The organism is Microbacterium tenebrionis (genome assembly GCF_903645325.1).
GTDB lineage: Bacteria > Actinomycetota > Actinomycetes > Actinomycetales > Microbacteriaceae > Microbacterium > Microbacterium tenebrionis.
The window spans coordinates 193,401-219,581 of sequence record NZ_CAHJXQ010000002.1; the positions used below are offsets into that span (position 1 = coordinate 193,401).

Annotated in this window: 29 protein-coding genes and 1 tRNA gene; 21 read left to right on the top strand and 9 right to left on the bottom strand. The window is 68.2% G+C overall.

From position 1 onward, the window contains the following. Positions 1–11 precede the first annotated feature (11 nt). From HWX58_RS04280 to istB, 11 genes are all read left to right on the top strand, one after another. A complete protein-coding gene (locus HWX58_RS04280; protein ID WP_175985806.1) occupies positions 12–551 on the top strand; it encodes a nucleotide exchange factor GrpE in 540 nt (179 codons plus the stop codon). A 3-nt stretch (positions 552–554) separates the two neighbouring features. Beyond that, positions 555–1,442: a DnaJ C-terminal domain-containing protein gene (locus HWX58_RS04285; RefSeq protein ID WP_175985807.1), complete on the top strand. Its 888-nt coding sequence runs from the start codon at positions 555–557 to the stop codon at positions 1,440–1,442. Then, positions 1,439–1,750 (top strand): chaperone modulator CbpM, encoded by a 312-nt coding sequence (locus HWX58_RS04290; protein WP_175985808.1) that lies wholly within the window; start codon positions 1,439–1,441, stop codon positions 1,748–1,750. Before HWX58_RS04285 ends, HWX58_RS04290 begins: the two co-directional genes overlap by 4 nt. Further along, positions 1,741–4,368, top strand: a complete 2,628-nt coding sequence (gene clpB / locus HWX58_RS04295; RefSeq protein ID WP_175985809.1) for an ATP-dependent chaperone ClpB — start codon at positions 1,741–1,743, stop codon at positions 4,366–4,368. Before HWX58_RS04290 ends, clpB begins: the two co-directional genes overlap by 10 nt. Continuing rightward, positions 4,365–4,817: a thioredoxin gene (gene trxA, locus HWX58_RS04300; RefSeq protein WP_175985810.1), complete on the top strand. Its 453-nt coding sequence runs from the start codon at positions 4,365–4,367 to the stop codon at positions 4,815–4,817. Before clpB ends, trxA begins: the two co-directional genes overlap by 4 nt. Positions 4,818–4,921: 104 nt before the next feature. Then, entirely contained in the window at positions 4,922–5,074 is a 153-nt protein-coding gene (locus HWX58_RS15010; RefSeq protein WP_246313260.1) for a UBP-type zinc finger domain-containing protein, read from the top strand. After that, positions 5,071–6,783 carry an FAD-dependent oxidoreductase gene (locus HWX58_RS04310; RefSeq protein WP_175985812.1) on the top strand — a complete coding sequence of 571 codons (1,713 nt, stop codon included), beginning with the start codon at positions 5,071–5,073 and terminating at the stop codon, positions 6,781–6,783. Before HWX58_RS15010 ends, HWX58_RS04310 begins: the two co-directional genes overlap by 4 nt. A gap of 77 nt (positions 6,784–6,860) precedes the next feature. Beyond that, on the top strand, positions 6,861–7,685 hold the full coding sequence (locus HWX58_RS04315; RefSeq protein WP_250646086.1) for an alpha/beta fold hydrolase: 825 nt from the start codon (positions 6,861–6,863) through the stop codon (positions 7,683–7,685). A 336-nt stretch (positions 7,686–8,021) separates the two neighbouring features. Further along, on the top strand, positions 8,022–8,549 hold the full coding sequence (locus HWX58_RS04320; RefSeq protein WP_175985813.1) for a YflT domain-containing protein: 528 nt from the start codon (positions 8,022–8,024) through the stop codon (positions 8,547–8,549). A gap of 803 nt (positions 8,550–9,352) precedes the next feature. After that, positions 9,353–10,660: an IS21 family transposase gene (istA, locus tag HWX58_RS04325; protein ID WP_438268237.1), complete on the top strand. Its 1,308-nt coding sequence runs from the start codon at positions 9,353–9,355 to the stop codon at positions 10,658–10,660. Beyond that, positions 10,657–11,469, top strand: coding sequence for an IS21-like element helper ATPase IstB (gene istB / locus HWX58_RS04330; protein ID WP_068476904.1), 813 nt, complete (start codon positions 10,657–10,659; stop codon positions 11,467–11,469). The genes istA and istB overlap by 4 nt, the downstream gene beginning before the upstream one ends. On the opposite strand, the gene HWX58_RS04335 is transcribed toward istB, so the two are convergent. Continuing rightward, positions 11,466–11,765 (bottom strand): transposase, encoded by a 300-nt coding sequence (locus tag HWX58_RS04335; protein ID WP_175985814.1) that lies wholly within the window; start codon positions 11,763–11,765, stop codon positions 11,466–11,468. The genes istB and HWX58_RS04335 overlap by 4 nt on opposite strands. 64 nt (positions 11,766–11,829) lie before the next feature. Further along, positions 11,830–11,902, bottom strand: a tRNA-Leu gene (locus HWX58_RS04340). A 55-nt stretch (positions 11,903–11,957) separates the two neighbouring features. Here HWX58_RS04340 and HWX58_RS04345 point away from each other — a divergent pair. The 3 genes from HWX58_RS04345 (at position 11,958) to HWX58_RS04355 (ending at position 15,133) form a co-directional block, all read left to right on the top strand. Then, on the top strand, positions 11,958–13,187 hold the full coding sequence (locus HWX58_RS04345; protein ID WP_175985815.1) for an alanine racemase: 1,230 nt from the start codon (positions 11,958–11,960) through the stop codon (positions 13,185–13,187). After that, positions 13,184–14,497, top strand: a complete 1,314-nt coding sequence (locus HWX58_RS04350; RefSeq protein ID WP_175985816.1) for a D-arabinono-1,4-lactone oxidase — start codon at positions 13,184–13,186, stop codon at positions 14,495–14,497. The genes HWX58_RS04345 and HWX58_RS04350 overlap by 4 nt, the downstream gene beginning before the upstream one ends. A gap of 69 nt (positions 14,498–14,566) precedes the next feature. Further along, positions 14,567–15,133 (top strand): LemA family protein, encoded by a 567-nt coding sequence (locus tag HWX58_RS04355; RefSeq protein ID WP_175985817.1) that lies wholly within the window; start codon positions 14,567–14,569, stop codon positions 15,131–15,133. Between the two features lie 3 nt (positions 15,134–15,136). Here HWX58_RS04355 and HWX58_RS04360 read toward each other — a convergent pair whose 3' ends face one another. Further along, a complete protein-coding gene (locus HWX58_RS04360) occupies positions 15,137–15,610 on the bottom strand; it encodes a hypothetical protein (RefSeq protein ID WP_175985818.1) in 474 nt (157 codons plus the stop codon). After that, positions 15,607–16,866: a winged helix-turn-helix domain-containing protein gene (locus tag HWX58_RS04365; protein WP_175985819.1), complete on the bottom strand. Its 1,260-nt coding sequence runs from the start codon at positions 16,864–16,866 to the stop codon at positions 15,607–15,609. The genes HWX58_RS04360 and HWX58_RS04365 overlap by 4 nt, the downstream gene beginning before the upstream one ends. 80 nt (positions 16,867–16,946) lie before the next feature. On the opposite strand from HWX58_RS04365, the gene HWX58_RS04370 reads away from it, so the two are divergent. Further along, complete coding sequence (locus tag HWX58_RS04370) at positions 16,947–18,140, top strand: AI-2E family transporter (protein ID WP_175985820.1); 1,194 nt, start codon at positions 16,947–16,949, stop codon at positions 18,138–18,140. After that, on the top strand, positions 18,137–19,366 hold the full coding sequence (ilvA, locus tag HWX58_RS04375; protein WP_175985821.1) for a threonine ammonia-lyase: 1,230 nt from the start codon (positions 18,137–18,139) through the stop codon (positions 19,364–19,366). Before HWX58_RS04370 ends, ilvA begins: the two co-directional genes overlap by 4 nt. 111 nt (positions 19,367–19,477) lie before the next feature. Here ilvA and greA read toward each other — a convergent pair whose 3' ends face one another. Next, positions 19,478–19,966: a transcription elongation factor GreA gene (gene greA, locus HWX58_RS04380; RefSeq protein WP_175985822.1), complete on the bottom strand. Its 489-nt coding sequence runs from the start codon at positions 19,964–19,966 to the stop codon at positions 19,478–19,480. Between the two features lie 113 nt (positions 19,967–20,079). Continuing rightward, a complete protein-coding gene (locus tag HWX58_RS04385; protein ID WP_175985823.1) occupies positions 20,080–20,466 on the bottom strand; it encodes a DUF4307 domain-containing protein in 387 nt (128 codons plus the stop codon). A gap of 67 nt (positions 20,467–20,533) precedes the next feature. On the opposite strand from HWX58_RS04385, the gene HWX58_RS04390 reads away from it, so the two are divergent. Continuing rightward, positions 20,534–20,794: a hypothetical protein gene (locus HWX58_RS04390; protein WP_250646087.1), complete on the top strand. Its 261-nt coding sequence runs from the start codon at positions 20,534–20,536 to the stop codon at positions 20,792–20,794. Between the two features lie 15 nt (positions 20,795–20,809). On the opposite strand, the gene HWX58_RS04395 is transcribed toward HWX58_RS04390, so the two are convergent. Next, complete coding sequence (locus HWX58_RS04395; RefSeq protein ID WP_175985824.1) at positions 20,810–21,283, bottom strand: S-ribosylhomocysteine lyase; 474 nt, start codon at positions 21,281–21,283, stop codon at positions 20,810–20,812. Between the two features lie 28 nt (positions 21,284–21,311). Further along, positions 21,312–22,046, bottom strand: coding sequence for a PAQR family membrane homeostasis protein TrhA (trhA, locus tag HWX58_RS04400; RefSeq protein WP_250646088.1), 735 nt, complete (start codon positions 22,044–22,046; stop codon positions 21,312–21,314). Between the two features lie 100 nt (positions 22,047–22,146). Between trhA and HWX58_RS04405 the strand changes: the two genes are divergently transcribed. From HWX58_RS04405 to phoH2, 4 genes are all read left to right on the top strand, one after another. Then, positions 22,147–22,929 (top strand): isoprenyl transferase, encoded by a 783-nt coding sequence (locus HWX58_RS04405; protein WP_175985825.1) that lies wholly within the window; start codon positions 22,147–22,149, stop codon positions 22,927–22,929. Between the two features lie 141 nt (positions 22,930–23,070). Then, the gene (locus HWX58_RS15015) at positions 23,071–23,232 is read left to right on the top strand and encodes a hypothetical protein (RefSeq protein WP_250646089.1); all 162 of its coding nucleotides are present in this window, start codon (positions 23,071–23,073) and stop codon (positions 23,230–23,232) included. Next, a complete protein-coding gene (locus HWX58_RS15020; RefSeq protein ID WP_250646090.1) occupies positions 23,229–23,585 on the top strand; it encodes a hypothetical protein in 357 nt (118 codons plus the stop codon). Before HWX58_RS15015 ends, HWX58_RS15020 begins: the two co-directional genes overlap by 4 nt. Before the next feature lie 188 nt (positions 23,586–23,773). Then, positions 23,774–25,135, top strand: a complete 1,362-nt coding sequence (gene phoH2, locus HWX58_RS04415; protein WP_438268238.1) for an RNA 5'-3' helicase PhoH2 — start codon at positions 23,774–23,776, stop codon at positions 25,133–25,135. Positions 25,136–25,226: 91 nt separating this feature from the next. Here phoH2 and HWX58_RS04420 read toward each other — a convergent pair whose 3' ends face one another. Beyond that, entirely contained in the window at positions 25,227–26,060 is an 834-nt protein-coding gene (locus HWX58_RS04420; protein WP_175985826.1) for an endonuclease domain-containing protein, read from the bottom strand. Positions 26,061–26,181: the final 121 nt, after the last annotated feature.

Consider the following 26,181-nt stretch of genomic DNA (forward strand, 5'->3'; position numbering starts at 1 on the left):
GGAGGATCGCGATGGTCGAGGAGCAGAACGAGGACGCGCGGGCCGTGGACCTGCTGAACGACGACCTCACCGACCTGTCCCCGGAGGAGATCCGCGCCGCGCAGGCAGCGCTCGCTGCCCAGTTGGAGACGGCCGAGGACCGGTGGCGCCGGGCGGCGGCGGACTACGACAACCTCCGCAAAAGGATGGCGCGCGAGATCGAGACCGTCCGCGAGCAGGAGCGGCGGCACACCGCCAAAGCCTTCTTGCCCGTCGTCGACGGTCTGGACCGGGCGCTCAGCTTCGGGGTGGACCTTGACGAGGGCGTTCTGGGCGGCATGCAGGCCGTCCGGGCGCAGGCCGCTGATGCGTTGCGCGCACTCGGGTACCCCGAGATTGTCATCGACGGTGCGGAGTTCGACCCGCAGCTGCACGAGGCGGTCTCGGTCGTCGAGGATGCCAGCGTCCCGCCGCGCAGCATCCTCGCCGTCACTCGCCCCGGGTTCGGAACGCCTGAGCGGATGCTGCGACCAGCTGCGGTCGTGGTCACCCGCAGACCGGATGAGGAGTAGGAGATGGCGGAGGATCTCTACAGCGCGCTGGGGGTCTCCCGGTCGGCGGATCAGAAGGAGATCCGCCGCGCCTACCGGGAGAAGGCCCGCAAGTTCCACCCGGACGTCAACAAGACCCCGGGGGCGGAGGAGACCTTCAAACGGATCAGCGAAGCCCACGATGTGCTGTCGGACCCGGAAACCCGCTCACAGTACGACCGGTTCGGTGAGAACTTCCGGCAGTACGCTGCCGCGGACGCGGCTCGCTCCTCCGAGCAGCCGCGCCGCAGCGGCGGCACCCGATACACGTGGAGCGGGGGCGGCGCGCAGAGCGTGAACTGGGAGGACCTCTTCGGGGGCGGCTTCGGTGGTTTCGGTCGCGGCGCCGACCACACCGCGGAGCTTGAGATCACCGTCGAGGAGGCCTACCGGGGCGGGCGGCGCACCGTGCAGGTCGCGTCCCCGTACGGCGGCGCGCAGGAGTACACCATCGACATCCCAGCGGGCGCTGTCGACGGGCAGCGGCTGCGGATCGCGGGTGCAGGCGGAGCGGGCGCCGACGGACAGGACGGGGACCTGCTGGTCACGCTGCGCGTGAAGGACAGTAAGCGGTACCGGCTCAGCGACGCGGACATCGAAACGGACCTTCCCATCTCACCGTGGGAGGCGGCACTGGGCGCGGATGTCAGCGTGCCCACCCCCGGCGGCCCGGTCACCGTGCACGTTCCGCCCGGCTCGTCCACGGGCAGGCGGCTCCGCCTGCGCGGGCAGGGGATGCCCCGCCCAGGACAGCCGGGAGACCTGTATGCGCGGGTGAAGGTCGTCGTTCCGCGCACTCTCAGCAAGAAGGAGAAGGAGCTGTTCGAACAGCTCCGCGACGAATCGTCGTTTGATGCCAGGAGAGGATCATGACCTCACATCACCTGCCCGTCCGTGTCGCCCGGGCCGACCTGGCGGCGACCGCTGTGGCCGCAGGTATCCACCCGGATACGCTGCGGAAGTTCGTCGAGCTGGGGCTGGTCACCGCCCACGTCGACACCAGCGGCCGGCTGTGGTTCGCCCGTACCGTCCCCGCCAGCGTGCGCACCATCGTGCGTCTGCACTCCGATCTTGCCGTCAACTACGCCGGCATCGCACTCGTGCTCGACCTGCTCGCCCGCATCGAGCAGCTCGAGCAGCACCGGACCATCCGACTTGAAGGAGACACCCCATGGACATGAACTCACTCACTCAGAAGTCGCAGGAAGCGCTCACCTCGGCCCAGAGCATCGCGGTCCTGGCCGGTCAGATCGAGACGGACGAGGAGCATCTCCTGCTCGCACTGCTGCAGCAGGAGGAGGGGCTGGTTCCCCGACTGCTGCAGACAGCGGGTGCTGACGTGGACGCGGTACGCGCCGACGTCGAAGCGGAGATCGCCCGCAAGCCCAGCGTCTCCGGGTCCTCCCCGCAGACCGGTCAGGTGTACCTGAGCCGCAGCCTCACCTCCACCCTGGAACGGGCGGAGCGGGAGGCAAAGCGGCTGAAAGACTCCTACATCTCCGTGGAGCATCTCGTTCTGGCCCTCGCCGACGACTCCTCCAACCGTGCCGCGTCCCGCGTGCTGCGCGGGCACGGTGTCACCCGGGAGAGCTTCCTCAGCGCGCTCACCAAGATCCGCGGCAACCAGCACGTCAACTCCGCCACCCCCGAGCAGACGTACGAGGCGTTGGAGAAGTACGGCCGTGACCTGGTCGCTGACGCCCGGTTGGGCAAGCTTGACCCGGTCATCGGGCGTGATGCGGAGATCCGCCGGGTCATCCAGATCCTCTCCCGCAAGACCAAGAACAACCCCGTCCTCATCGGCGAGCCCGGTGTCGGAAAGACCGCCATCGTGGAGGGCCTTGCCCAGCGGATCTTGCGTGAGGACGTGCCCGAGGGCCTTCGCGACAAGACCGTGTTCTCGCTGGACCTGTCTGCCCTGGTCGCCGGCGCGAAGTACCGGGGCGAGTTCGAGGAGCGAATGAAGGCAGTCCTGGCGGAGGTGAAAGCAGCGGAGGGACGCATCCTGCTGTTCATCGACGAGCTGCACACCCTGGTGGGGGCGGGAGCCACCGAAGGAGCGATGGACGCCGGCAACATGCTCAAGCCGATGCTCGCCCGCGGGGAGCTGCACCTCATCGGTGCCACCACCCTCGATGAGTACCGCAAGCACATCGAGAAGGACGCTGCCCTGGAACGCCGGTTCCAGACGGTGATGGTCGAGGAGCCCGACGTGGAGGACGCGATCTCCATCCTCCGCGGCCTGCGCGAACGGCTGGAGATCTTCCACGGTGTCCGCATCCAGGACAGCGCATTGGTCGCTGCCGCCGTGCTGTCCCACCGGTACATCTCCGACCGGTTCCTGCCCGACAAGGCCATCGACCTCATCGACGAAGCCTGCGCGCGACTGCGAACCGAGATCGACTCAATGCCCGCTGAGCTCGACGAGCTGACCCGGCGGGTGACCCGCCTGGAGATCGAGGAAGCGGCGCTGTCGAAGGAAACGGACCCTGCCAGCAAGAAACGGCTGGAGGAGCTGCGCCGGGAACTGACCGACCTGAAGGCGGAGGCGGACTCCAAGCGCGCCCAGTGGGAGGCGGAGCGTCAAGCGATCCGCAAGGTCCAGGAGCTGCGCAGTGAGCTGGAGCGGCTGCGGCGGGAGGCGGAGGAAGCTGAGCGCTCCTACGACCTCAACCGTGCCGCTGAACTGCGGTACGGGGCTATCGCTGACGCGGAACGACGCCTGCGCGCCGAGGAGGAGCGTCTCACCTCCAAACAAGGCGGGCAGCGGCTGCTGCGGGAGGTGGTCACCGAGGACGAGATCGCCGAGATCGTCGCAGCGTGGACGGGGATCCCTGTGGCCCGGCTGCAGGAAGGTGAACGCAACAAGATCCTCACCCTGGACGCCACCCTCAAGGAGCGGGTGGTCGGTCAGGATGAGGCCATCACGCTCGTCAGCGACGCGATTATCCGTGCCCGCTCCGGCATCCGCGACCCGCGCCGGCCCATCGGCTCGTTCATCTTCCTCGGCCCCACCGGAGTGGGAAAGACCGAACTGGCCAAAGCGCTCGCGCAAGCACTGTTCGACAGCGAGTCCGCCATGGTCCGGCTGGACATGAGCGAATACCAGGAACGTCACACCGTCAGCCGGCTCGTCGGTGCACCTCCCGGGTATGTCGGGTACGACGAGGGAGGGCAGCTGACCGAGGCGGTGCGCCGTCACCCGTACAGCGTGGTCCTTTTCGACGAGATCGAGAAAGCGCACCCGGACGTGTTCAACACGCTGCTGCAGGTCCTCGACGACGGCCGCATCACCGACAGCCAGGGACGCACCGTCGACTTCCGCAACACCATCATCATCATGACCTCCAACATCGGTGCCCATCACCTGTTGGGCTCTGATGGCGGCGCGATCCCCGACGACGTGCGAAACCGTGTGCTCGGTGAGTTGCGCGCCCATTTCCGTCCCGAGTTCCTCAACCGGGTGGACGACATCGTGGTGTTCTCGCCGCTGGGTCGTGAACAGATCCAGGACATCGTGGAGCTGCAGTTCACCGACCTGCGCTCCCGGCTGGCCGAGCGTCAGATCCGCATCGAGCTGACGCCCGCGGCACGCCAGCTCATCGCCGACCGCGGCTACGACCCCGTGTATGGTGCGCGTCCGCTGCGACGCTACATCAGCCATGAGATCGAGACCCGGCTGGGTCGTGCGCTGCTGAGCGGGCAGGTGATGGACGGGTCGACGGTCACTCTGGACGTGCAGGACGGCGACCTCGTCTTCAACGTCGCAGCGCCCCCCGAAGACGAGGACGCGGCGTGAGCGCGATTGTCACCTGCCCCAACTGCGGGAAGAAGAACCGTGTCCCCGCCGCCGCGTCGGGGTATCCGCGCTGCGGCGTCTGCAAGAGCGCCGTGCCGTGGATCGTCGATGCGGGCGATGCGGACTTCGCCGCGGTGGTCGAGCAGGCCCCGCAAGTGGTGCTCGTGGACTTGTGGGCGACCTGGTGCGGACCGTGCCGGATGGTCAGCCCTGCCCTCGAGAAGGTCGCCACGGAACGTGCCGGCAAGCTCAAGCTGGTGAAAGTGGACGTGGACGCCGCGCCGGAGACGGCCCGCAAGTTCTCCGTCCAGGCGGTGCCGACCCTGCTCATCCTCAACAAAGGGACCGTGCTCTCCCGCCAATCCGGAGCCGCCCCGCCGGACGTGCTGCTGCGTTGGGTGGACGAGGCGCTGCAGAAGAAGGCTGACTCGGCCGCCGGTGCCCCATGAGATACGTCGACCCACACGTCCCGCTCATCCGCCCGGTCCGTCCCCGGACACCCGGCTCATGTGAGGACTGCGTGGCGGCCGGCACGCCCTGGGTGCACCTGCGGATGTGCCGCACCTGCGGGAAGGTCGGGTGCTGCGACTCCTCCCCGATGCGGCACGCCCGCACGCATGCGCTCACGGCGGGGCACCCCATCGTGCGGTCGCTGGAGCTGGGGGAGAACTGGAGCTGGTGCTACGTGGACGAAGCGTACATATGAGTGACACGCCCGCCGCCAACCGCAGCCAGGCAGCTCAGGCCGAGACGCCTGACACCATCGGCGCCTTCCCGCGGCTCAGCGACGAGCAGATCGCGGTGCTGCTCGTACGAGGGCAGCGCCGCACACTCACCGACGGGGAGGTTCTCATCCAGCCCGGCGAGCACCCGTCCTCCCTCTATGTCGTCCTGGAAGGGCACCTGCTGACGGCGGACACCGAACTTGCGGCGGATCCGCGTCACTCCGATGAGCCGTTGGCGGTCGAGGTGCACGGCCGCGGCCGGTTCGTGGGGGATGTCGGGCTGCTGGAAGGACAGCCGTCCTTCGTATTCGTCTCCGCCATCGGCGCCGCCGAGGTGGTGGAGGTGCCCGTCGATGAGCTGGAGGCCATCGTCACCTCGGACCCGCTGTTGGGTGAGATCATCCTGCGGGCCTACCTCATCCGCCGCTCCCTGGCCATCGGGGCGGGAGCGGGCCTGCGGATCGTCGGCTCCTGCTTCTCCCCGCAGACCCGGGATCTGCTGGACTTCATCGCACGAAACCGGCTGCCCCACCGGCTGGTGGACCTGGATGAGGACGAGAAAGCGGAGGCGCTGGTCCGCCAGCTCGGCGCCACCGTCGCCGACTTCCCGCTGGTGATCCTCGGCGGCTCACGCACCGTCCTGGGTGCCACCCCGGCACGGCTTGCTGAGGAGTTGGGGATGCGCCCGCCCGCCCCGCCGGCAACCTGCGATGTGGTGGTCGTCGGCGCTGGGCCGGCTGGTCTTGCCGCGGCGGTGTACGCAGCCTCCGATGGGTTGTCGGTCTACCTGTGCGACGCGGTCGCCACCGGCGGGCAGGCGGGAACGTCAGCGAGGATCGAGAACTATCTGGGGTTTCCCGCCGGAATCTCCGGCACTGAGCTCGCCGACCGCAGCCTCCTGCAAGTGCGCAAGTTCGGTGCCACGTTGGACATCCCGACCAGGGTCCAGGAGGTCGTGGAGGATGAGGACCGCTTCCGGGTGATCTTCGAAGATGGCAGGGAGGTCACCTCAGATGTGGTGGTCCTTGCCACCGGGGTGCGATACCGCTCGCTTCCCGCCGCGGGGCTGGACCGGTTCCAGACCTCGAACGTGTTCTACGCGGCAACAGCGCAGGAAGCGCGGATCTGCGTAGACACACCTGTCGCTGTTGTCGGCGGCGGCAACTCCGCCGGCCAGGCCGCACTGTTTCTTGCCCGCACGTCCTCCCGTGTGCACCTTGTGGTGCGCGCAGCGGACCTGGGAGCGGGAATGTCCAGATACCTGGTGGACCAGATCCAACATCACCCCCGTATCAACGTGCTGCTGTCCTCGGAGGTCGTGGAAGCACACGGCGGCAACCATTTGGAAGCGGTCACAGTCCGTCACGGTGACGTGCTGGAGAAGCTCCCCGTGGGGCACGTGTTCGTCTTCATCGGCGCCGCTCCGGCGACGACGGGATTGAAGGTCGATGTGGCACGCGATCCCGACGGGTACATCCTCACCGGCGCGGAGGCGGAGCTGGCCGGCGCGCGGACGGAAGGAAGCCCCCGCTTCTCCCTGGAGACCACCATCCCCGGGGTCTTCGCTATCGGCGATGTGCGGCACGGGTCTGTGAGGCGAATGACCTCGGCTGTGGGTGAGGGAGCCAGTGTGGTCCGGCAGATCCACGAGTACCTGAACGAGGGTCGTCACAGTCGGGTGGTCGCATGAGCTCCGACATCCAGGGACACCTGACGCCGCACGCCGCCCCGAACCCGGCAGCCGTGGGAGAACCCGCGGATCCTCCGGTGGCCCATGCGGGCGTAGCGAGCAAGATCCGCTCGATGTTGCGTCGGATGAGGTGGTTTCGCCGCATGCCGGTGCTGCACATCGCCGAGGAACGCGGCGAGGGCCCGACAGTGCTGCTGCTGCACGGTATCGCGTCCTCGTCGGTGACGTTTCACCACGTGATCCCGCTGCTCGAGCGCACCCACCGGTGCATCGCCATCGACCTGCTCGGCTTCGGCGAGTCGCCGGCCCCGGAGTGGGCCGATTACACCCTGGCCGACCATGTCGCCGCTATCGAGCGGACGGTCGCCTCGCTGCGGCTGCGGGAGCCGTTCACTGTGGTGGGGCATTCTATGGGCGCCCTCATCGGCGCCCGGTACGCCGCCCGGCGGCAAAAGCGAGTCGCGAAGCTCGTGATGGTCAGCCCACCTATCTATCTCGCACCCCATGAAATCGGGGACGTCATCGAGCGGGCACGGATGGACTTCTACCTGCGGCTCTACGAGTACCTCCGCACGAACCGGGAGTTCACCCTCCGGCATGCTGCGCTGGTACAGCGGCTGCTGCCCATCCCCAAAGCTGTCGATATCACTGAACGCAACTGGGAGCCGTTCATCAAGTCGTTGCAGCACTCCATCGAGTCACAGACCACGCTCAGCGACATCGCCCATGTCAAAGCCCCCATCGACGTCATCATGGGCGACCTCGACGAGTTCCGCTCCGAAGCCGTGCTGCGCATCGTGGAGCGGATGAAGGGGGTCACCGTCCGGCGTGTGCGGGCAACGAACCACCTCATCGGCAAGCGCCTCGCCCGAGTCGTCGCTACGACAGTGACCAAAGAGTAATCGAACGGGTGCCACTCCCGTGCCGATATGAAGGTCGAAAAACAAAGAGGTAGTAGGAGCACCCATGGGGTGAACCAAGCTAACGTGGGCACCGTCGGAGACATCCGACGCCACCATATCGGGAAGGAATCGATTCACGGATGTAGGGCACGGAACAAACCAAATCGATGCTTTTCGTTCGCGGCACGCGCCGAAAGCAAACAAGGGCGACCTTTCCCCGATGCCGAACGGCGCAACACCCGTCCTTGCACGACCGGAAGACGGGTGTGCACGCAGCCTTCCGCTCTTAGCGCGGTGGTTCAACCGGTTTTCACTAAACAGTAAAGGAGTACGCCCATGACCAGCCCCGAGGCCCCTCGCAACAACCCTCCGGAACAGGACGCTAGTGAGGTGTCGTTCACCAATGACGCCCGCTGGAAACAAACGATCGCGCGGTTCTCTGACTACGCCAGTGCGCAGGCAGCGGTTGACCGTCTTTCCGACGCCGGCTTTGCTGTGGAACGAGTGGCGATCGTGGGGCTCGACGTTCGTGTTGTAGAGCAGGTACTCGGTCGCTTGACAGGAGGAAAGGCTGCGCTAAGGGGCGCAGCCGTCGGAGCATGGTTCGGTGTTCTGCTAGGTCTGCTGTTCGGGCTATTCGCCCCCGGATTCGGTTGGCTGGCCATCGTGATCATCTCGGTCGCCTCTGGCGCAGTTTGGGGCGCTTTGCTTTACTTCCTTGGACACCTGGCTACGGGAGGCCGACGGGACTTCGACTCACTGGAGACCCTTGAGGCGGGCCACTACGAGGTCCAAGTGGAAGCACCATACGCTGCGGAGGCCGCTCGTCTCCTCGCGGACCAGACTGCCCACCCCGGAGACTGAAAAGGTGTGACTCGCCCCGGCAACTCCGGAGAGTGTTTTGCTGGTGTCAGCCGGCTCTTGTGACCGGTTCGTTGCGAGCGTAGTCGAGCTGCTCGACCTCGAGTGGTGTGAGGTCGTCGATGGAGCTGTGGGTGCGCTCCGTGTTGAACCAGAGCACCCAGGAAACCAGAGCACGCAGGGCGGGGTTGCCGCCTCGACCTGGTCGATGTCGTGCTGGGGCCCGTTGTGGTGGATGAGGTCGGACTTGTAGAGCCCGATCTGCGACTCCGCGAGGGAGTTGTCGTAGGCGGACGATGTCGTGCCCGTCGCGACGCAACCGCAGCCAGAGCTTGCGGGCCCCGAGCACCTTCCGATGCGCCTGTCACGCGGTCAGAATGATCGGCTTCCACCGCTCATCCGACGCTTCCCGGGGCGACGGTCCGCGACCTCTCGTGTCGTAGTAGGTCGATGGGGCGATCTTCACGCCGTGCTGGGTGAGCACGGTGCAGATCGACTCGACACCCCACGGGAGCCCTCCGTCGGCGCGGTCGTTGTGTTCGTCGATGAAGTCGACTATCGCTTGTGTGGCCGGTCGAGTTCGGCCGCGAAGAAAGCCGAGGCCGCCTTCAAGCTCTCGTTCGCCCGCCGCAACTCGGCGTCCTCACGCTTGACGGCGCTCACTGAAATTCCTCGGTTCTGCTCATCGAAATTCCCCACTCTGGGTCGCTCCGCCGCATGAGGCGGGCCTTCCTCGATGCTGGTGGTCTCTGACCACACACCAGCCGGAGGAAGGCCCTGTTCTCATGCTCTCAGAGAGGAGCAGCGTGGACATCCACGCTCTGAAACGGCAGGGGATGACGATCAGCGAGATCGCCCGCCGCACTAACCATGACCGCAAGACCATCCGCGCGTATCTGAACGGTGAACGTCAGCCCGGGATGCGTGAGCGCACCATCCCGGACTCGTTCGACGCGTTCGTCGACTACGCCACCGCGAGACTGACCGAGGACCCGCACCTGTGGGCGGTGACGCTGCTCGACGAGCTGCGACCGCTCGGTTACGAGGGGTCGTATCCGACGCTGACGCGGCAGATTCGTGCCCGCGGGCTGCGTCCGGCGTGCACCGCGTGCGCGCACGTCACCAAACGCGCAAACGCGGTCATCGAGCACCCGCCCGGGGAGGAGACCCAGTTCGACTGGGTCGAGATGCCCGACCCGCCCGCGCATTGGGGGTTCGGCCGCAAGACCGCGTATGTCCTGGTCGGGTCGCTCGCGCACTCGGGTGTCTGGCGGGGCGTGATCTCCCCGTCGATGGACACCCCGCACCTGCTCGCCGCGATGACGACCCTGCTCGCCCTGCTGGGCGGGCTCACGAAGACCTGGCGGTTCGACCGGATGCGGACGGTCCTGGACCACCGCACCGGCGACCTGGTCCCGCAGTTCGCCGCGTTCGCGAAGCACCACGGCGTCACCGCGGTGGTCTGCCGGCCGAGGTCGGGGAACAGGAAGGGCGTGGTCGAGAAGAACAATCACACCGCCGCGCAACGCTGGTGGCGGACCTTGCCCGACGACCTCACCCTCGAGCAAGCGCAGGCCAGCCTGAACACGTTCGCCGCAGGGCAGGACGACCGGCGGCGTGAGGGCGAGCTCGGGACGACGACAGCGTCCGCCCTGTTCGTGAACGAGCGGCTCAGACCGCTACCTGCGGTTGTGTTCCCTGTGATCATCACAGAGGAGCGCACCGCGACCCGGCAAGCGCTGATCGACTGGCGTGGGAATCGCTACTCCGTCCCGCCCGAACTCGCCGCCGCGAAAGTCGAGGTCCGGCAGCGGCTCGGCGCGGACATCATCGACATCGCCACCGCATCGGGGACGGTCGTCGCCCGCCACCAGGTCGCCGAACCCGGCCTCGGCGTCACGATCCGCGACAGCGGCCATGTCACCGCACTGGAGGCCATCGCGATGGCGTCAGCGACACCAGGACGCCCGCACCGCCGCAAAGAACGCATCCCACCCGGCAGCGCCGCGCTGCGCGCTGCCGCAGCCCTCACCAGCGCTGCAGCGCAGCCTTCGACCGTGATCAGCCTGGCCGCTTACGAGCAGGCCGCGAAGAACAGGAACACCCTCCGATGACCACAACCACAGCCACCACGACGGCAGCGAGCGTCTATCAACAGCTGCGCGGCCACCTCACCGACCTGAAACTCGCCGACGCCGCGGACGCCCTCCCCGCCGTCCTCGACCAGGCGCAAGCCGAAGGATGGACCCTGACGCAAGCCCTCGAGCACCTACTGCGAGTCGAGGTCACCGCCACCGACGCCCGCCGCTTGGCTGGCCGGTTCCGTTTCGCGAACCTCCCCACCGGGCAGACCCTGGACGACTTCGATCACGACGCCGCATCCGGCATCGACCGGTCGCTGCTGGCCGAGCTCGGCACCTGCCGGTTCATCGACACCGCCACCAACGTGCTCCTGATCGGCCCGCCCGGCGTCGGGAAGACCCACATCGCCACCGGCCTCGGCCACGCCGCCGTCACCGCCGGCTACCGCGTCTACTTCACCTCCGCCGCCGACCTCGCCGCCCGCTGCCACCGCGCCGCGATCGAAGGCAAGTGGTCGACGATGATGCGTTTCTTCGCCGGTCCGACCCTGCTCATCATCGACGAGCTTGGCTACCTGCCACTACCCGGCGAGGCCGCCTCAGCCTTGTTCCAGGTCATCAACCAGCGCTACCTGAAGACCTCCATCGTGATCACCACGAACCGGCCGGTCGGAGCCTGGGGCGAGATCCTCGGCGACACCACCGTCGCCGCAGCCATGCTCGACCGGCTCTTGCACCGATCCGTCGTGATCACCCTCGATGGAGCCTCTTACCGGCTCCGCCACCACGCCACCGCCGCAGACGAACTCCGCCGCGTCACGACCGGCACGAACCTGCGCTAACCTGACCACGCGACCTGAGGAATTCCGATGAGCAACTCTGGGGAATTTCGATGAGCGCCATCACGCTTGAGCCGCTTGATCTCCACTGTCGCGTCAGTCCTCACACCGGGACGGTCTCCGGCGTCGACCTGCTCCCGGCGGATCCAGGTGCGGATCGTTTCCGGCGATCCGATCCCGACTATCTGCGCGACCGCAGTCATCGCGGCATACTCGCTCGGATAATCGGATCGCACCTCGGCGACCATACGGAAAGCGCGCTCACGAAGCTCGCGCGAATACTTAATGGGACGTCCCATAAGACAGATCCCTCCAAGGAATCCTGTCGCCGGACATGCCGGGCCGAGTCGGACCGCTCCCCGGTGCCCCCACTGGGACTCGAACCCAGACTGAAGCGATTTTAAGTCGCCTGCCTCTGCCATTGGGCTATGGGGGCGTGACACCTCAGCCTACTCGCGCGTCTGCGCGGGCCGAGGTCGTAGGGTGGGGGAGTGCTCGACCTCACGGCTCTCTCGACGTCGCCCGCCGATCGCGCCTGGGAGGACCCCGCCCGATGGTGGCCGCGGCTGACGGAGGCCACTGCGCATCTGGCGGCACCGGTCGGAGTCATCGACCTCGACGCCCTGCGGCACAATGCGATGGACATGCTGGTCCGCGCGGGCGGCATCCCGATCCGGGTCGCCTCCAAGTCCGTACGGGTGCGGGCCGTCCTCGATGCCGTGCTGCGCATCCCCGGTTATCGGGGCATCCTGGCGTACTCGCTCGCCGAAGCCCTCTGGCTCGCCGAGACCCACGACGACATCGTGCTCGGCTACCCGACCGTCGACAGGGTGGGCCTCGAACGCCTCGTCCACGACGACGCGGCAGCCTCGCGCATCACGCTCATGGTCGACGATCCGGCCCACCTCGACCTCGTCGACAGCGTCGCCGCACCCGGATCACGTGCCGCTGTCCGCGTCGCGATCGATGCCGACGCCTCCTGGCGCTCCGCGGCGCTCGGGCATATCGGCGTGCGCCGCTCGCCCCTGTTCACCGCATCCGACGTGACGCGCTTCGCGCGCACGATCCTCGCCCGCCGCGGATTCAAGCTCGTGGGGCTCCAGATGTACGAGGCGCAGATCGCCGGACAGGGCGACAACGGCTCGGACGCCCCCGTCATCCGCACGGTGCAGGCGCGTTCTCGGGCCGAGCTGCGCACCCGCCGTGCGGAGATCGCCGACGCGCTCACCGACCTCGCCCCGCTGGAGTTCCTCAACGGCGGGGGGACCGGATCGCTCGAGTTCACCGGCGGCGACGAGGCCGTCACCGAGGCCTCGGCCGGGAGCGGGCTGCTCGGCGGGCACCTGTTCGACGGCTACCGGTCGTTCCGGCCCGCTCCGGCGAGCGCGTTCGCCTTCGACGTCGTCCGCCGCCCCGCCGCCGACATCGCCACCGTGCTCGGCGGCGGATGGATCGCCTCGGGTCCAGCCCTCGCCTCGCGCCAGCCGCGCGCGGTATGGCCAGGCGGCCTGCGCACGATGCCGCGGGAAGCGGCGGGCGAGGTGCAGACCCCGCTGCAGGGTCGTTCTGCGGCCGACCTGCGGATCGGCGACCGCGTGTGGTTCCGGCACGCGAAGAGCGGCGAGGGCGCCGAGCACATCGACGCGTACCGGCTCGTGTCGGGGTCCGAGGTGATCGACGAGCTTCCCACGTATCGCGGCGAGGGGAAGGCGTTCCTGTGACCAGACCCGGCGGCACATGGCAGAACTGGGGGCGGTCGGCGTCGATCAGGCCCGCCCGCGTGGAGCGGCCGCGCAGCCCGGAGGGCGTGCAGCGCGCCGTGCTGGCGGCGATCGCGCAGGATCTGCCCATCAAGGCCGTGGGCGCGGGGCACAGCTTCGCAGGGATCGCCGTCGCCCCCGGTGTGCTGCTCGAACTCGACGATCTGCAGGGACTCGTCTCGGTCGACGTCGAACGGTCGCGGGTCACGCTGCTGGCAGGCACGCGCCTGCACCGCATCCCGCGGATGCTGGCACCGCACGGCCTGGCGATGCAGAACCTCGGCGACATCGATCGGCAGTCGATCGCCGGAGCCATCTCGACCGGAACTCACGGCACGGGCGCCGGCTTCGGCGGACTCGCCACCCAGGTCGTCGGCGCGACGCTGATCACGGCCGCAGGCGAGTTCCTGCGCGTCGATGAGAACGACAACCCCGAGCTGCTCCCGGCCGTCGCGCTGGGACTGGGCGCACTCGGCATCCTCGTCGAGGTGACGCTGCAGTGCGTGCCCGCCTTCGTCATGCACGCGATCGACGAGCCTGCGCCGCTCGAGGACGTCCTCGAGACCGTCCACGACCGTGCTGCGGCATCCGACCATTTCGAGTTCTACTGGTTCCCGCACACCGAGGTCGCCCTCACCAAGCGGCAGACACGGCTTGCGGAGTCCGCACCGCGCAGGCCACTGCCGGTGGCGGGGCGCTGGATCGACGAGACGCTCCTGTCCAACGGCGTCTACCGCGTCGTCTGCGCAGCGGGGCAGGTCATCCCCGCCATCACTCCGCCGTTCAGCCGGCTGGCGGTGAGACTGACCGGGGACCGCGAGTACACCGACCGGTCGCACACCGTGCTCACGCAGAGCCGGAACGTGCGCTTCCGCGAGATGGAGTACGCGCTGCCCGCCGAGAACGTCGTCCCGGCTTTCCGCGAGATCCAGCAGCTGATCCGCCGCAAGGGCTGGCGGATCGAGTTCCCCATCGAGGTCCGGTTCGCGGCCGCCGACGAGTTGTGGCTCTCCACCGCGCACGGCAGGGCGAGCGGATACATAGCCGTCCACCGGTACTGGCGCGCCGATCCCACCGAGTACTTCGAGGCCGTCGAGCAGATCTGCCTCGAACACGGCGGCCGGCCGCACTGGGGCAAACTGCACACGCTGGATGCGCGCCAGCTGCGGGAGCGCTACCCGCGGTTCGACGAGTTCACCGCCTTGCGCGATCGGCTCGACCCCGAGCGGCGGTTCGCGAACCGGTACCTGGATCGGGTGCTCGGGCAGTGACGATGCCCAGTTCACACGCAGGGTGCCTCGGTAGGATGAAGGAAATTCGGTCCAAGGGGGTTGCCTGACATGGAATGGCTCATTCCGGTACTGATCGTCGTCGCGGTACTGGTGCTCGTCGGCATCTACCTCTGGGCGACGTACAACTCCCTGGTCCAGCTGAACGTCCGCGTCGACGAGGCATGGAGCGGCATCACGGTCCAGCTCAAGAGACGGGCCGACCTCATCCCGAACCTCATCGAGACGGTCAAGGGATACGCCTCGCACGAGAAGGCGGTCTTCGAGAACGTCACGCGCGCCAGGGCCGAGACGCTGGCCGCGACGAGCCCCGGTGAGGCGGGGATCGCCGAGGGCCACCTGCAGCAGGCGCTGAAGAGCCTGTTCGCCGTCGCCGAGGCCTATCCGCAGCTGCAGGCCAGCCAGAACTTCCTTCAGGTGCAGCACTCGCTCGTCGACACGGAGGACAAGATCCAGGCCGCCCGGCGCTTCTACAACGGCGGCGTGCGCGAGTTGAACACCAAGATCAAGGTGTTCCCGAACAACCTCTTCGCCCGAAGCCTCGGATTCACCGAACGCGAGTTCTTCGAGGTGGCCGACGGCGCAGCGATCGCCGAGCCGCCGCGCGTGCAGTTCTGATCGTCACCACACCGACAGCACGACGCCGGCGTTCTTGACGGTCACATCACCGCGCAGCTTCCAGTCCTCGGTGCGGTAGGTCACGGAGGTCGACTCGCCGTCCGTGCCCGTCCCGGTGAGGGTCGCGACGAGCACGCCGCCGTCGGCGCGGAACGTCGGCAGCGTCACGGCGAGCATCGGCGGTTCCTCGACGCGGAACCGGATGCCGTCGACCTCGGCGAGCTCCGCGGCCCAGGGGATCCGGAAGCCGCACGCCTCCGGGATCTCCGTCGAGGGGCGGGTGCACGCCTCGACCACGGCATCCAGTCGCTGCTGGGCCACCGCCTCCAGTTGCGCATCGCTGAGCTCCACTCCGATTCCGGACGCGGATCGCGGGCCTGTGGCCGTGCGCGGCCAGAGCGTTACGACGACGACGGCGACCACGACGAGTCCGACAGCGACGATCACTGCGACGCCCACGCGCGCCCGTCTGGTCACGCAGGCACCTCGCGATGGTGCACGTGCCGTGCGATCCCGCCGCGCGCGACGTGCAGGGCGCCTGCGACGGCATCGGCCGCGTCGCCCCATCCGGAGACGGAGATGTTCTCCAGACCCTGCCAGGATGCCGCCAGGGCCAGCTCCTGAGCCACGGCCTCGGCGTCCTCGGGATGCGCGTGCGGCTCCCACCACGCCGACTGCACCTGCAGTGTCGACGACGAGCGTTCGGCCTTCAGATCCACGCGGGCGACGATCCGATCGCCGACCAGGACGGGCAGTGAGTAGTAGCCGAAGCGGCGCTTTTCGGCGGGCACGTAGATCTCGATCCGGTAGTCCAGGTCGAACGCGCGCAGTGCGCGTTCGCGGAACCACACGACGGGGTCGAACGGTGTGAGCAGAGCTGCGGCGTCCACGCGGCGCGGGACGACGGCGTCCCGGTGCATCCACGACGCAACAGGCTTCCCGCCGCGCTCCCACCCGCGCACCTGCACGGGGCTGAGCTCTCCGGCGTCGACGAGGTCTTCGATCGCGCGGCGCACCGCCCCTCGGTCACGGATGCGGTAGTAGTCCGCAAGGTCGGTCTCGGTGGCGACCCCCTGGGAGCGCGCGGCGCGGCGCATCAGCTCGGTGATCGCATCCTGGCGCGGCACCTCGCGCGCACGCACCTCTTCCGGGATCACGTGCTCCTCGAGCGCGTACACCCGCTCGAACCCCCGCCTGCCGCTGATCGCGACGTCACCGATGCGCCACAGGTGCTCGAGAGCGATCTTGATCTCGTCCCAGTCCCACCAGCTGCCTCGATCACGAGGGGCGTCGGCTCGCAACTCGGCCGGCCGGAGCGGGCCTCGATCACGAAGCTCGTCCTGCACCCAGGCGAGGGTGCGGGCGTTCTGGCTCGCCCACGAGTCCGGTGCCGACCATCGCCGCCGGAAGTCATCCATGCGGAACCGCCAGAGCGACCAGTCCTCGACGGGCACGAACGTCGCCTCGTGGGCGAGGTACTCGACGTAGTGGGTCGTCGTGGACAGGAAGACGCGGTCCAGCAGCGCGGGGTCGTAGGAGCCGAGCCGCGAGAAGAGCGGCAGGTAATGGCTGCGGGCGAACACGTTCACCGAGTCGATCTGCAGCACCCCGAGGCGTTCCATCGCCGCGTGCACGTGCCGTGCGGCGACGGTCGCCGTCGGGCGGCGACGGGTGAATCCCTGGGCGGCCAGGGCTGCGCGTCTGGCCTGTGCGGCGCTGAGGGTCTCGGACACCCGGTCAGCGTACCCTCGGCGCCCGACAAGGGGACGGCGGCGGCACAGCATCCGCACAGGCCCGCAACTAGACTTGGCCCATGACGGACCAGCAGCGCCCCCGCAAGCGCGATCTCCTGTGGGGTCGCATGCCCACGGATCGGACGGTCTCGACCGAGGCCGACAACACCGTTCCGCTGTCGTTGCGCGTCAGCGCCGCCTACGCGTGGCGCCTGCTGCTGATCGCCGCGGCCGCCGGTGTCATCATCTGGATCGTCATCCAGCTCAAGCTCCTCGTCATCCCGCTGCTCATCGGCATCCTCATCACCGCGCTGCTGTGGCCCGCATTCGAATGGATGCTGCGCCACCGCTTCCCGCGCTGGGTGGCCATCGTGATCGCGCTGATGGGGACCATCGCGATCGTCGCCGGACTGCTGTGGCTGGTCGGATGGCAGATCAGCCGCGAATGGGCGCAGGTCCAGGTGCGCACCACCCAGGCCGTCGACGAGTTCCGGCAGTACCTCATCGACGGGCCGCTGCACCTCACCGAGACGCAGATCCAGGACTACATCGATCAGGGTTTCGCGCTCATCCAGCAGCAGGCCGAACTGCTGTGGTCCGGCGCGCTCGCGATCGGCACGACCGCCGGTCACGTGCTCGTCGGCGCGCTGCTCACCCTGTTCATCCTCATCTGCCTGCTCGCCGACGGCGCGGGCATCTGGCGGTGGGCGACCAAGCTGTTCCCACGTGACGCTCGCCCCGCCGTCGACGCAGCCGCACGCAGCGGATGGCGCACGGTCGTCAACTACGCCAAGACGCAGCTGCTCGTCGCGACGATCGACTCGATCGGCATCGGCCTCGGCGCATTCCTGCTCGGGGTGCCGCTGGCGATCCCCGTCGCGGTGCTCGTCTTCCTCGGCGCGTTCGTCCCGATCGTCGGCGCCGTGACCACCGGAGCGGTGGCCGTGTTCCTCGCGCTCGTCTACAACGACCCGTGGAACGCGTTCTGGATGCTCGTCGTCGTCATCGGCGTGCAGCAGTTCGAAGGCCACGTGCTGCAGCCGATCCTCATGGGGACCGCCGTGAAAGTGCATCCCCTCGCCGTGGTCCTCGTCGTCGCCGGCGGATCGATGATCGCCGGCATTCCCGGCGCCCTGTTCGCCGTCCCGCTCGCCGCGTTCGTCAACGTCGTGGCCGTGACGTTGAGCACGGGCTCGTGGCGCACCGGCCGACAACCCGCCGGCGATCTCATCTGGAGCACAGTGCCGCGCGAGCGGCGACGGAGGAATACATGAGCGCAGTCCCCACCCTGGCCGAGTTCGAAGAAGCCGCACGGGGGCTGGAGAGCGTCATCTCCCATACGCCGACACTGCCGTCCAGAGCGCTGTCGGACATCCTCGGATCGCCCGTCGTGCTGAAGATGGAGAACCTGCAGCGCACCGGGTCGTTCAAGATCCGCGGCGCGGGCCACCGGCTCGCTCAGCTCACCGCTGAGGAGCGATCGCACGGCGTGGTCGCGGCATCCGCCGGCAACCACGCGCAGGGCGTCGCGCTCGCGGCTCAAGCCCTCGGCATCCCGGCGACGATCTTCATGCCGCTCGGCGTTCCGGTGCCCAAGCTCCTGGCCACGCGCGGCTACGGCGCCGAGGTCGTCCTCGAGGGCGAGACCGTTGCCACATCCCTGCGCCTCGCCGCCGAGTTCGCGGAGCGGACCGGCGCCATCATGATCCACCCGTTCGACCACCGCGACATCGTGATCGGTCAGGGAACGCTCGGTCTCGAACTGATCGAGGACGCTCCGGACGTCGACACGATCCTCGTCGGAATCGGCGGGGGAGGCCTGATCGCGGGCGTCGCCGCAGCGGCGAAGGCCGCGGCCGAGAAGAACGGACGGACCGTCCGTGTCATCGGCGTCCAGGCCGAGAACGCCGCCGCCGTCGCGCCGTCGCTCGAGGCAGGGCATCCGGTCGAGATCACGACGCACCCGACGATCGCCGACGGCATCCTCGTCGCCAAGCCAGGGGATGTGCCGTTCGAGATCATCCGCGACCTCGTCGACGAGGTCGTCACGGTCAGCGACGACGACATCGCCCGCGCCCTGCTCATCCTCCTCGAGCAGGCCAAGGTCGTCGTCGAGCCCGCCGGGGCCGTCGGCGTCGCAGCGATCCTCGCCGGCAAGGTGCACGACACCGGTAACACGCTCGCAGTCCTCACGGGAGGCAACATCGACCCGCTGCTGCTGCAGCGCGTCGTCTCGCACGGGCTGGCGGCATCCGGTCGCTACCTGACGGTCCGCATCCCGCTGCCCGACCGTCCCGGCCAGCTGGCGCGGGTCTCGGAGCTCGTCGCCGAGGCCGGAGCCAACGTCATGGAGGTCATGCACACCCGCCACGGCCAGGGTCTGCAGATCAGCGAGGTCAGCCTGCAGCTGAGCATCGAGACGCGCGGCGCCGAGCACACCGAGCTGACGCTCGACACGCTGCGCCGGGCGGGATACGACCCCATCGTCGTCCCCGACTGATCCCGTCCTGCCGAGGCCCGATCGACAGACGACGAGCCGCACGAAACACCAGGGCCGCGCCGAGACAGCGACGAATCGTCGCAGTCTCGGCGCGGCCTTGCGGTCTCGGCGTCAGCCGGCGTAGGTCTCCACGCCGGTGACCTCGACCGAGATCGACTTGCCGTTCGGGGCTTCGTACGACGTCTTCTCACCGATCTTGAGTCCCAGGATGGCCTGGCCCAGCGGGCTCGCCTCGCTGTACACGTCGAGGTCGGTGTCGCCGGCGATCTCGCGGCTGCCGAGCAGGAACTGCTCCTCGCCACCCGCGACGATCGCGGTCACGACCGTGCCCGGCTCGACGATGCCGCGGCTCGCAGGGGCCTCGCCGACCTTGGCGGTCTTCAGCAGCTGCTCGAGCGTACGGATGCGCGCCTCCTGCTTGCCCTGCTCGTCCTTCGCGGCGTGGTATCCGCCGTTCTCCTTGAGGTCGCCTTCTTCGCGGGCCGCTTCGATGCGCTTGGCGATCTCGTCGCGACCGACGGTGGAGAGGTGCTCGAGCTCGGCGACGAGCCGATCGTAGGCTTCCTGCGTGAGGAACGGGACCTGAGCGTCTGTGGACACAGCGTGCTCCTTCATCGAACGCCCTTCAGGGCGAGTGTGCTGACCGCCGTCACGGCGGAGGGGATATGCCAAGACGCCCCGGCTCAGTGCCAGGGCGTCGTCTGAAGAGGAGTCTATGCGACCCAGCAGGAGTTCACCAAACCTGTGGTGGCCTCCGCGACGGTCGGCACCGTCGTGCTCAACTGCTGAAGATGCTCCTCGGATGCCGGGATTTCGACGATCTTCCACCCTACGATGCCGAACTCCTCGTCGAGCGCCTCGATCGCGCACGCGACGTCCTTGCCCTGCCCGCCGGTGACCTGGAACCGCACCGTCACACTGTGCTCGTCAGCGACCTCGAAACCCAGATCGTCGGCGTCGACGGAGTTGGCGGACTGCATGAACGTCATCCACCCGAACACGCCCACCACGGCGATCACGAGCAGGATTCCGACGATCCACGGCAGCCGCCGGCGACGGGTGCGCCCGTACCGCTCATCGAGCTCTTGCGCGGTCGTCACGGCGGGTGCCTTTCGGTCGTTAGGCTGGAGTTCCAGGTTACGCGACCTGAGATCGAGAGGCGGACAGATGATGGTGCTCTTCGGAATGGTGTTCACCGGCACCGAGACCCCGATGCCGACGCCGTCGATGACCGTCGACCCGAACTCCGTCACCCCGGGGCCTGCGGGCTTCGCGGTGATCGTCATCGTCGTGATCGCCGTCGCGCTGCTCATCTGGGACATGAACCGGCGCGTGCGCCGCGTCCGCTACCGCGCCGAGGTGCGCGAGGAACTGGATGCCGAAGAGGCAGCGGCCCGCGAGAGCGACGAGCAGAACCCGCCGGCCTGAGCGGGCCCGAGCGCGTCAGACGCCGACGCGCTCGAACGGGTCGAGGCTGATGCCCTGCTGGAGGATGCGCTTGGACCACTCGCGCGCACTGTGCAGGCTGTGGTCGCGGTAGTTGCCGCACTCGACCGCGCTGACCGCGGGCACCTGCTCCCAGGTGATCTCCTCGGCGATCGCGGTGAGACTGCCGCGCACAGCATCCACGATCTGCGCGACATCGGGCTCGCCCCAGGTGATCAGGTGGAAGCCCGTGCGGCATCCGAACGGCGAGATGTCGATGATGCCGTCCATCCGGTCGCGCATGAGGCTCGCGAGCAGGTGCTCGATCGTGTGGAGCCCTGCGGTCGGGATCTCGCCCTCGTTGGGCTGGACGAAGCGCACGTCGAAGTTCGAGATCGCGTCGCCCTTCGGGCCGTTCTCGACGCCGATCAGGCGCACGTAGGGGGCGCGGACAGCGGTGTGATCGAGCGTGAAGCTCTCGACGTCGGCCATGGGTTCTCCTTGAAGTCGTTTCGGATGCTCAGCCGGGAAGGCCGAGCGAGGGGGAGTACGGGGCGAGGGAGATCAGCAGGCACGCGGTCCAGTGGCACAGGAACGCCAGCACGGTGCACAGATGGAACAGCTCGTGGAACCCGAAGTGGCCCGGCCAGATGTTCGGCTTCTTCAGCGCGTACGCGACGGCGCCGAGGGTGTAGAGCACACCGCCGACGCACACGAGCACCATCATCGCGACGTTGGCGATGACCAGGTCGACCATGTACATCACGGCCGCCCATCCGAGCACGAGGTACAGCGCGACGTACAGCCAGCGCGGCGCGCCGATCCAGAACACACGGAACAGGATGCCGAGGATCGCACCGCCCCAGACGAGGCAGAGGAGCAGGACGCCCTTCTCCGGCACGAGGGCGTTCACCGCGAGCGGCGTGTAGGTGCCGGCGATCAGCAGCAGGATGTTCGCGTGGTCGATCCGCTTGAGGATGAGCTTGGTCTTCGGCTTCCAGTTGATGCGGTGATAAAGCGCGGAGTTGCCGAACAGCAGCAGTGAGCTCGCCATGAAGACGGCGGCGGCCCACTTCGCCGGTGCCCCCTGCGCGAGAACGATCAGCACGATGCCGGCAGCGATCGCGACGGGGAGGGTGCCGGCGGGCGGCCCGCCCCGCCATGTCGGCTTGATCTCCACCTCGGCGTCGGCGGATGCGGCCTTCAGCAGCGGCAGCTCGGGAACAGGAACGGCGTCGGTCTCGGGTGCGCTCACGTGCTCACTCTAAGACGACCTCCATGCCGTGAAGCGCACATATCCGGGATCCACAGCACCATCACACGGGTCTGCGAGGGTTGCGCGGTAGCGTAGGCACGTGAATGCACGTGCGAGCGAGGGCCGGGGCCCGCTGTATCGGCTCTACAGCAACCGCCTCCGACGACGTCTCGACGCGGCATCCGTCCCGCATCACGTCGCGATGATGATCGACGGCAACCGGCGGTGGGCCAGGCAGCTGGGATTCGACTCGGCGGCGGACGGGCACCGTGCAGGAGCGGCGAAGATGCGCGAGTTCCTGGGGTGGTGCGATGAGATCGGCGTGCGGGTCGTGTCGCTGTATCTGCTCTCGAGCGACAATCTCCGCAAGCGCGACTCGAAGGAGATCGAGGACCTCATCGAGATCATCGCCGAGCTCGCCGAGTCGCTGTCGCAGCAGGCCGGTTGGCGGGTCAAGCACGTCGGCCGGAGCGACATCCTGCCCGAGGAGCTCGCGCGGGTGCTGCGCGACGCCCAGGAGCGCACGAAGGACAATTCAGGTCTCCACGTCAATCTCGCCGTCGGCTACGGCGGACGCAACGAGATCGTGGATGCCGTGCGCTCGATCATCGCGAAGCACGATGCGTCCGGAGGGAGTCTGGAGGACCTCGCCGCGAACCTCACGCCCGAGATGATCGGCGAGCACCTCTACACCGGCGGGCAGCCCGATCCCGACCTCGTGATCCGCACCAGCGGCGAACAGCGTCTCAGCGACTTCCTGCTGTGGCAGAGCGCGCACAGCGAGTTCTACTTCGTCGAGGCACTGGGGCCCGATCTCCGGCAGGTCGACTTCCTGCGCGCCATCCGCGACTTCACCGACCGCGATCGGCGCTTCGGGCGCTGACCACCGCACCCGGGACTGGGGCGGCCTGCCCATACTCGCCGTCGGGCTCCACGGGAGACTCATCGAGCGAGCGCATTCGACGACTATCTCGCCACGTTCGACGGCGATCCCGGCTACCTCGATTGGGCAGCCTTCGGGCCGATGTCCCAGGCCGTGCGCGCCGAGGTGTTCGCCGATGCCGATCTGCTCGGCAGCGGACGTCCCTCCTCGCGCAAGCTCGTCGCGGAGCGGCTCGACGAGCGGGCGCTCGCCGGCGAACTGCTCGGCGTCACCGCTGACACCGTGACCCTGCAGCCGTCGTGAGCGGCGCCGATCAGCTCGCCGTCGCGCGGCTGGCGATCGCGCTGCGGGATGTGCGCGACGCCGGAGTCGGCGCGATCGACGAGGCGATCAGCGGGCGCGTCGACGTCATCCTCGAGATCGCGGAGCGCCACGGCATCCTGGTGCTGACCTCGCGCGAGCGCGAGCGTCGCGGCGGGATCGTCGCCCTCGCGCCCGAGGCGCCCGCCGCTGTCTCGGCGGCGCTCACGAACGCCGGCGTCGTCGCCACCACACGGGGCGCGACGGTGCGGGTCGCGGCCCATGCCGGCACCACGGACGACACGCTGCGCATGCTCGACGACGCCCTCGGCACGGTCGTCGGAGCGGGTGCCTGAGCGCGCCCGAGAGTTAATCTGCACGTAACCCGCGCTTCGGGCGTGTCGAGTCCGCGGATGCTCGTCGGTGGTCGTACGTTCAAGGCATCGGACACGGTGTCCGGTCGAGTCGGCCCTCAGGTTCGCGGCTCGTGACCCCAGGTCGACTCGTGGCATAGCCGGGAAGAATCCCGGGTCGGGAGTGGGTCGTGACCACACGTACAGCACAGCAGTCCACCCGTCAGGCCTCGCGCCGGTCGTCCTCGGACGAGCCGGATCAGGACCTCCGCACGTACGTGCTCGACACGTCGGTGCTGCTGTCGGATCCCCAGGCGCTGTTCCGCTTCGCCGAGCACTCGATCGTCCTCCCGGTCGTGGTGATCACGGAGCTCGAGGGCAAGCGGCACGATCCGGAGATCGGGTACTTCGCCCGCCAGGCGCTGCGCCACCTCGATGAACTGCGCATCGAGCACGGGCGCCTCGACTTCCCGGTGCCCGTCGGCGAGGGAGGCACCCTCCGGGTGGAGCTGAACAACTCCGATGCCAGCGCGCTGCCCAGCGGCATCCGACTCGCCGACAACGACAGCCGTATCCTCGCGGTCGCCATGAACCTCGCCCAGGACGGTCAGGACGTCACGATCGTCTCGAAGGACCTCCCGATGCGTGTCAAGGCTGCATCCCTCGGCCTCAGCGCGGAGGAGTACCTCGCCGAGCAGGCCGTGGACTCCGGCTGGACCGGGATCGCCTCGCTGAACCTGTCGGGCGACGACATCAGCGATCTGTACGAGAGCGAAGTCGGCATCAGCGAGGACGCCCGCGGGCTCCCGGTGAACACCGGTCTCATCATCCACTCCGAGCGGGGCTCGGCCCTCGGCCGCGTCACCGGTGACGGCGAGTACCGGCTGGTACGCGGCGACCGCGAACTGTTCGGCATGCACGGACGGTCGGCGGAGCAGCGCATCGCCATCGACCTGCTGCTCGACCCCGAGGTCGGCATCGTGTCGCTGGGCGGACGCGCGGGAACCGGCAAGTCGGCGCTCGCGCTCTGCGCCGGACTCGAGGCCGTTCTCGAGCGTCAGCAGCAGAAGAAGATCATCGTATTCCGTCCGCTGTTCGCCGTCGGCGGCCAGGAACTCGGCTACCTGCCCGGAGACCAGAATGAGAAGATGGGCCCATGGGGGCAGGCGGTGTTCGACACCCTCGGCTCGGTCGTGTCGGGCAACGTCATGGACGAGGTCGTCGAGCGGGGACTCCTCGAGGTGCTGCCGCTGACGCACATCCGCGGTCGCTCGCTGCATGACGCATTCGTGATCGTCGACGAGGCGCAGTCGCTGGAGCGCAACGTGCTGCTGACGGTGCTCAGCCGCATGGGTCAGAACTCGCGCGTCGTGCTCACCCACGACGTCGGACAGCGCGACAACCTGCGCGTCGGCCGCCACGACGGCATCGCCTCGGTGATCGAGACGCTCAAGGGACACGACCTGTTCGGCCACGTGACGCTGATGCGCTCCGAGCGCTCCGCCATCGCGGCCCTGGTCACCGACCTGCTGGAGGGCGGCGAGCTCAGCTGAGCTTTCGGCCCCCGATCCGCGGAGGGTGTCCCGATCTGCTGACGGATTCGTAGTAAATGTCAGCAGATCGGGATCGGGTCCGCAGAACGGGTCATTTGCGGGCCCTGAGGCGGTCGAGTGCGCCGCATATGGCCGATTGGACGGTCGGCCAGTCGTGCACGATCTGTGCGTAGTCGAAGTGCAGGGTTTCATACCCGAGACGGGATGCTGCGGCATCCCGCACTCGATCCTTGTGCATCATCGTCCCGTCATGATTCTTCTTCCCGTCGGCTTCGAGGATCAGGCGGCCGCCGAGCACGAAGTCGACTCGCCCGATACCGTCGATCGAGACCTGACAGTCGAGGCGGATGCCGAGGACGTGGAGGCGCAGCCGCAGGAGCGATTCCAGGCCGCTGTCGGCATCCGAGCGTGCGAGATCGACGAGCCAGCGAGCGGATGCCGGCAGAGCAGCCCGTACGCGAGCGCGAGCCGCCGCGGACAGCAGACGCTTCCGCCACGCCGACTCGAAGGCGGCGAAGAACGCCTCATCGCCTGCGCAGCGACGGAAGTGCACCAGCGCGGTCTCGAGGCTCGCGCGCCCGAGGGGAGGTGTGCCGCGGTAGAAGTGCGAGACGCATGCGCAGCCGTCATGCGGGTGCGCATGGCGGTCGGACCCTAGCCAGACGTGTGGCACCTCCGTGGTGTCCAGGACCCAGATCCCGGCCAGCTGCAGCACGCTCGCGCAGGTCAGCGCGCCTCCGTGGGCGGTCGCCGACCGGATGTCGCCGTCGAGCGGTTCGACGGCGAAGACACCGTCACGGATGCGTTGGATCTCTCCGCGTCGCACGCAGTTCGTGAGTGTTCGACGAGTGAAGCCAAGCGTCTGAAGATGAGCGCCGCGAGCGATGCCGCCGAGGCGCCGGATGGTGTCGGATGCGGAGAGCATGCATCACAGCCTGCCCGTTAAGCAGCATCCGCCCTGAGCCACCCGGCGCGAACCGTGCACGGCTTGGCAATCTGCAGACCTGTGCAGGAGGAGTTGTACGCCCCGATCTGCGGAGGGATAC

Coding starts and splice junctions, on each gene's coding strand:
- HWX58_RS04355 (WP_175985817.1), top strand. CDS start 14,567: ATGGAATGGCTCATTCCGGTACTGATCGTCGTCGCGGTACTGGTGCTC.
- clpB (WP_175985809.1), top strand. CDS start 1,741: ATGGACATGAACTCACTCACTCAGAAGTCGCAGGAAGCGCTCACCTCG.
- HWX58_RS15010 (WP_246313260.1), top strand. CDS start 4,922: ATGTGCCGCACCTGCGGGAAGGTCGGGTGCTGCGACTCCTCCCCGATG.
- HWX58_RS04285 (WP_175985807.1), top strand. CDS start 555: ATGGCGGAGGATCTCTACAGCGCGCTGGGGGTCTCCCGGTCGGCGGAT.
- HWX58_RS04370 (WP_175985820.1), top strand. CDS start 16,947: ATGACGGACCAGCAGCGCCCCCGCAAGCGCGATCTCCTGTGGGGTCGC.
- HWX58_RS04290 (WP_175985808.1), top strand. CDS start 1,439: ATGACCTCACATCACCTGCCCGTCCGTGTCGCCCGGGCCGACCTGGCG.
- HWX58_RS04320 (WP_175985813.1), top strand. CDS start 8,022: ATGACCAGCCCCGAGGCCCCTCGCAACAACCCTCCGGAACAGGACGCT.
- HWX58_RS04395 (WP_175985824.1), bottom strand. CDS start 21,283: ATGGCCGACGTCGAGAGCTTCACGCTCGATCACACCGCTGTCCGCGCC.
- HWX58_RS04280 (WP_175985806.1), top strand. CDS start 12: ATGGTCGAGGAGCAGAACGAGGACGCGCGGGCCGTGGACCTGCTGAAC.
- HWX58_RS04420 (WP_175985826.1), bottom strand. CDS start 26,060: ATGCTCTCCGCATCCGACACCATCCGGCGCCTCGGCGGCATCGCTCGC.
- ilvA (WP_175985821.1), top strand. CDS start 18,137: ATGAGCGCAGTCCCCACCCTGGCCGAGTTCGAAGAAGCCGCACGGGGG.
- HWX58_RS04335 (WP_175985814.1), bottom strand. CDS start 11,765: ATGGGACGTCCCATTAAGTATTCGCGCGAGCTTCGTGAGCGCGCTTTC.
- HWX58_RS15015 (WP_250646089.1), top strand. CDS start 23,071: ATGTCCCAGGCCGTGCGCGCCGAGGTGTTCGCCGATGCCGATCTGCTC.
- HWX58_RS04310 (WP_175985812.1), top strand. CDS start 5,071: ATGAGTGACACGCCCGCCGCCAACCGCAGCCAGGCAGCTCAGGCCGAG.
- istB (WP_068476904.1), top strand. CDS start 10,657: ATGACCACAACCACAGCCACCACGACGGCAGCGAGCGTCTATCAACAG.
- HWX58_RS04390 (WP_250646087.1), top strand. CDS start 20,534: ATGATGGTGCTCTTCGGAATGGTGTTCACCGGCACCGAGACCCCGATG.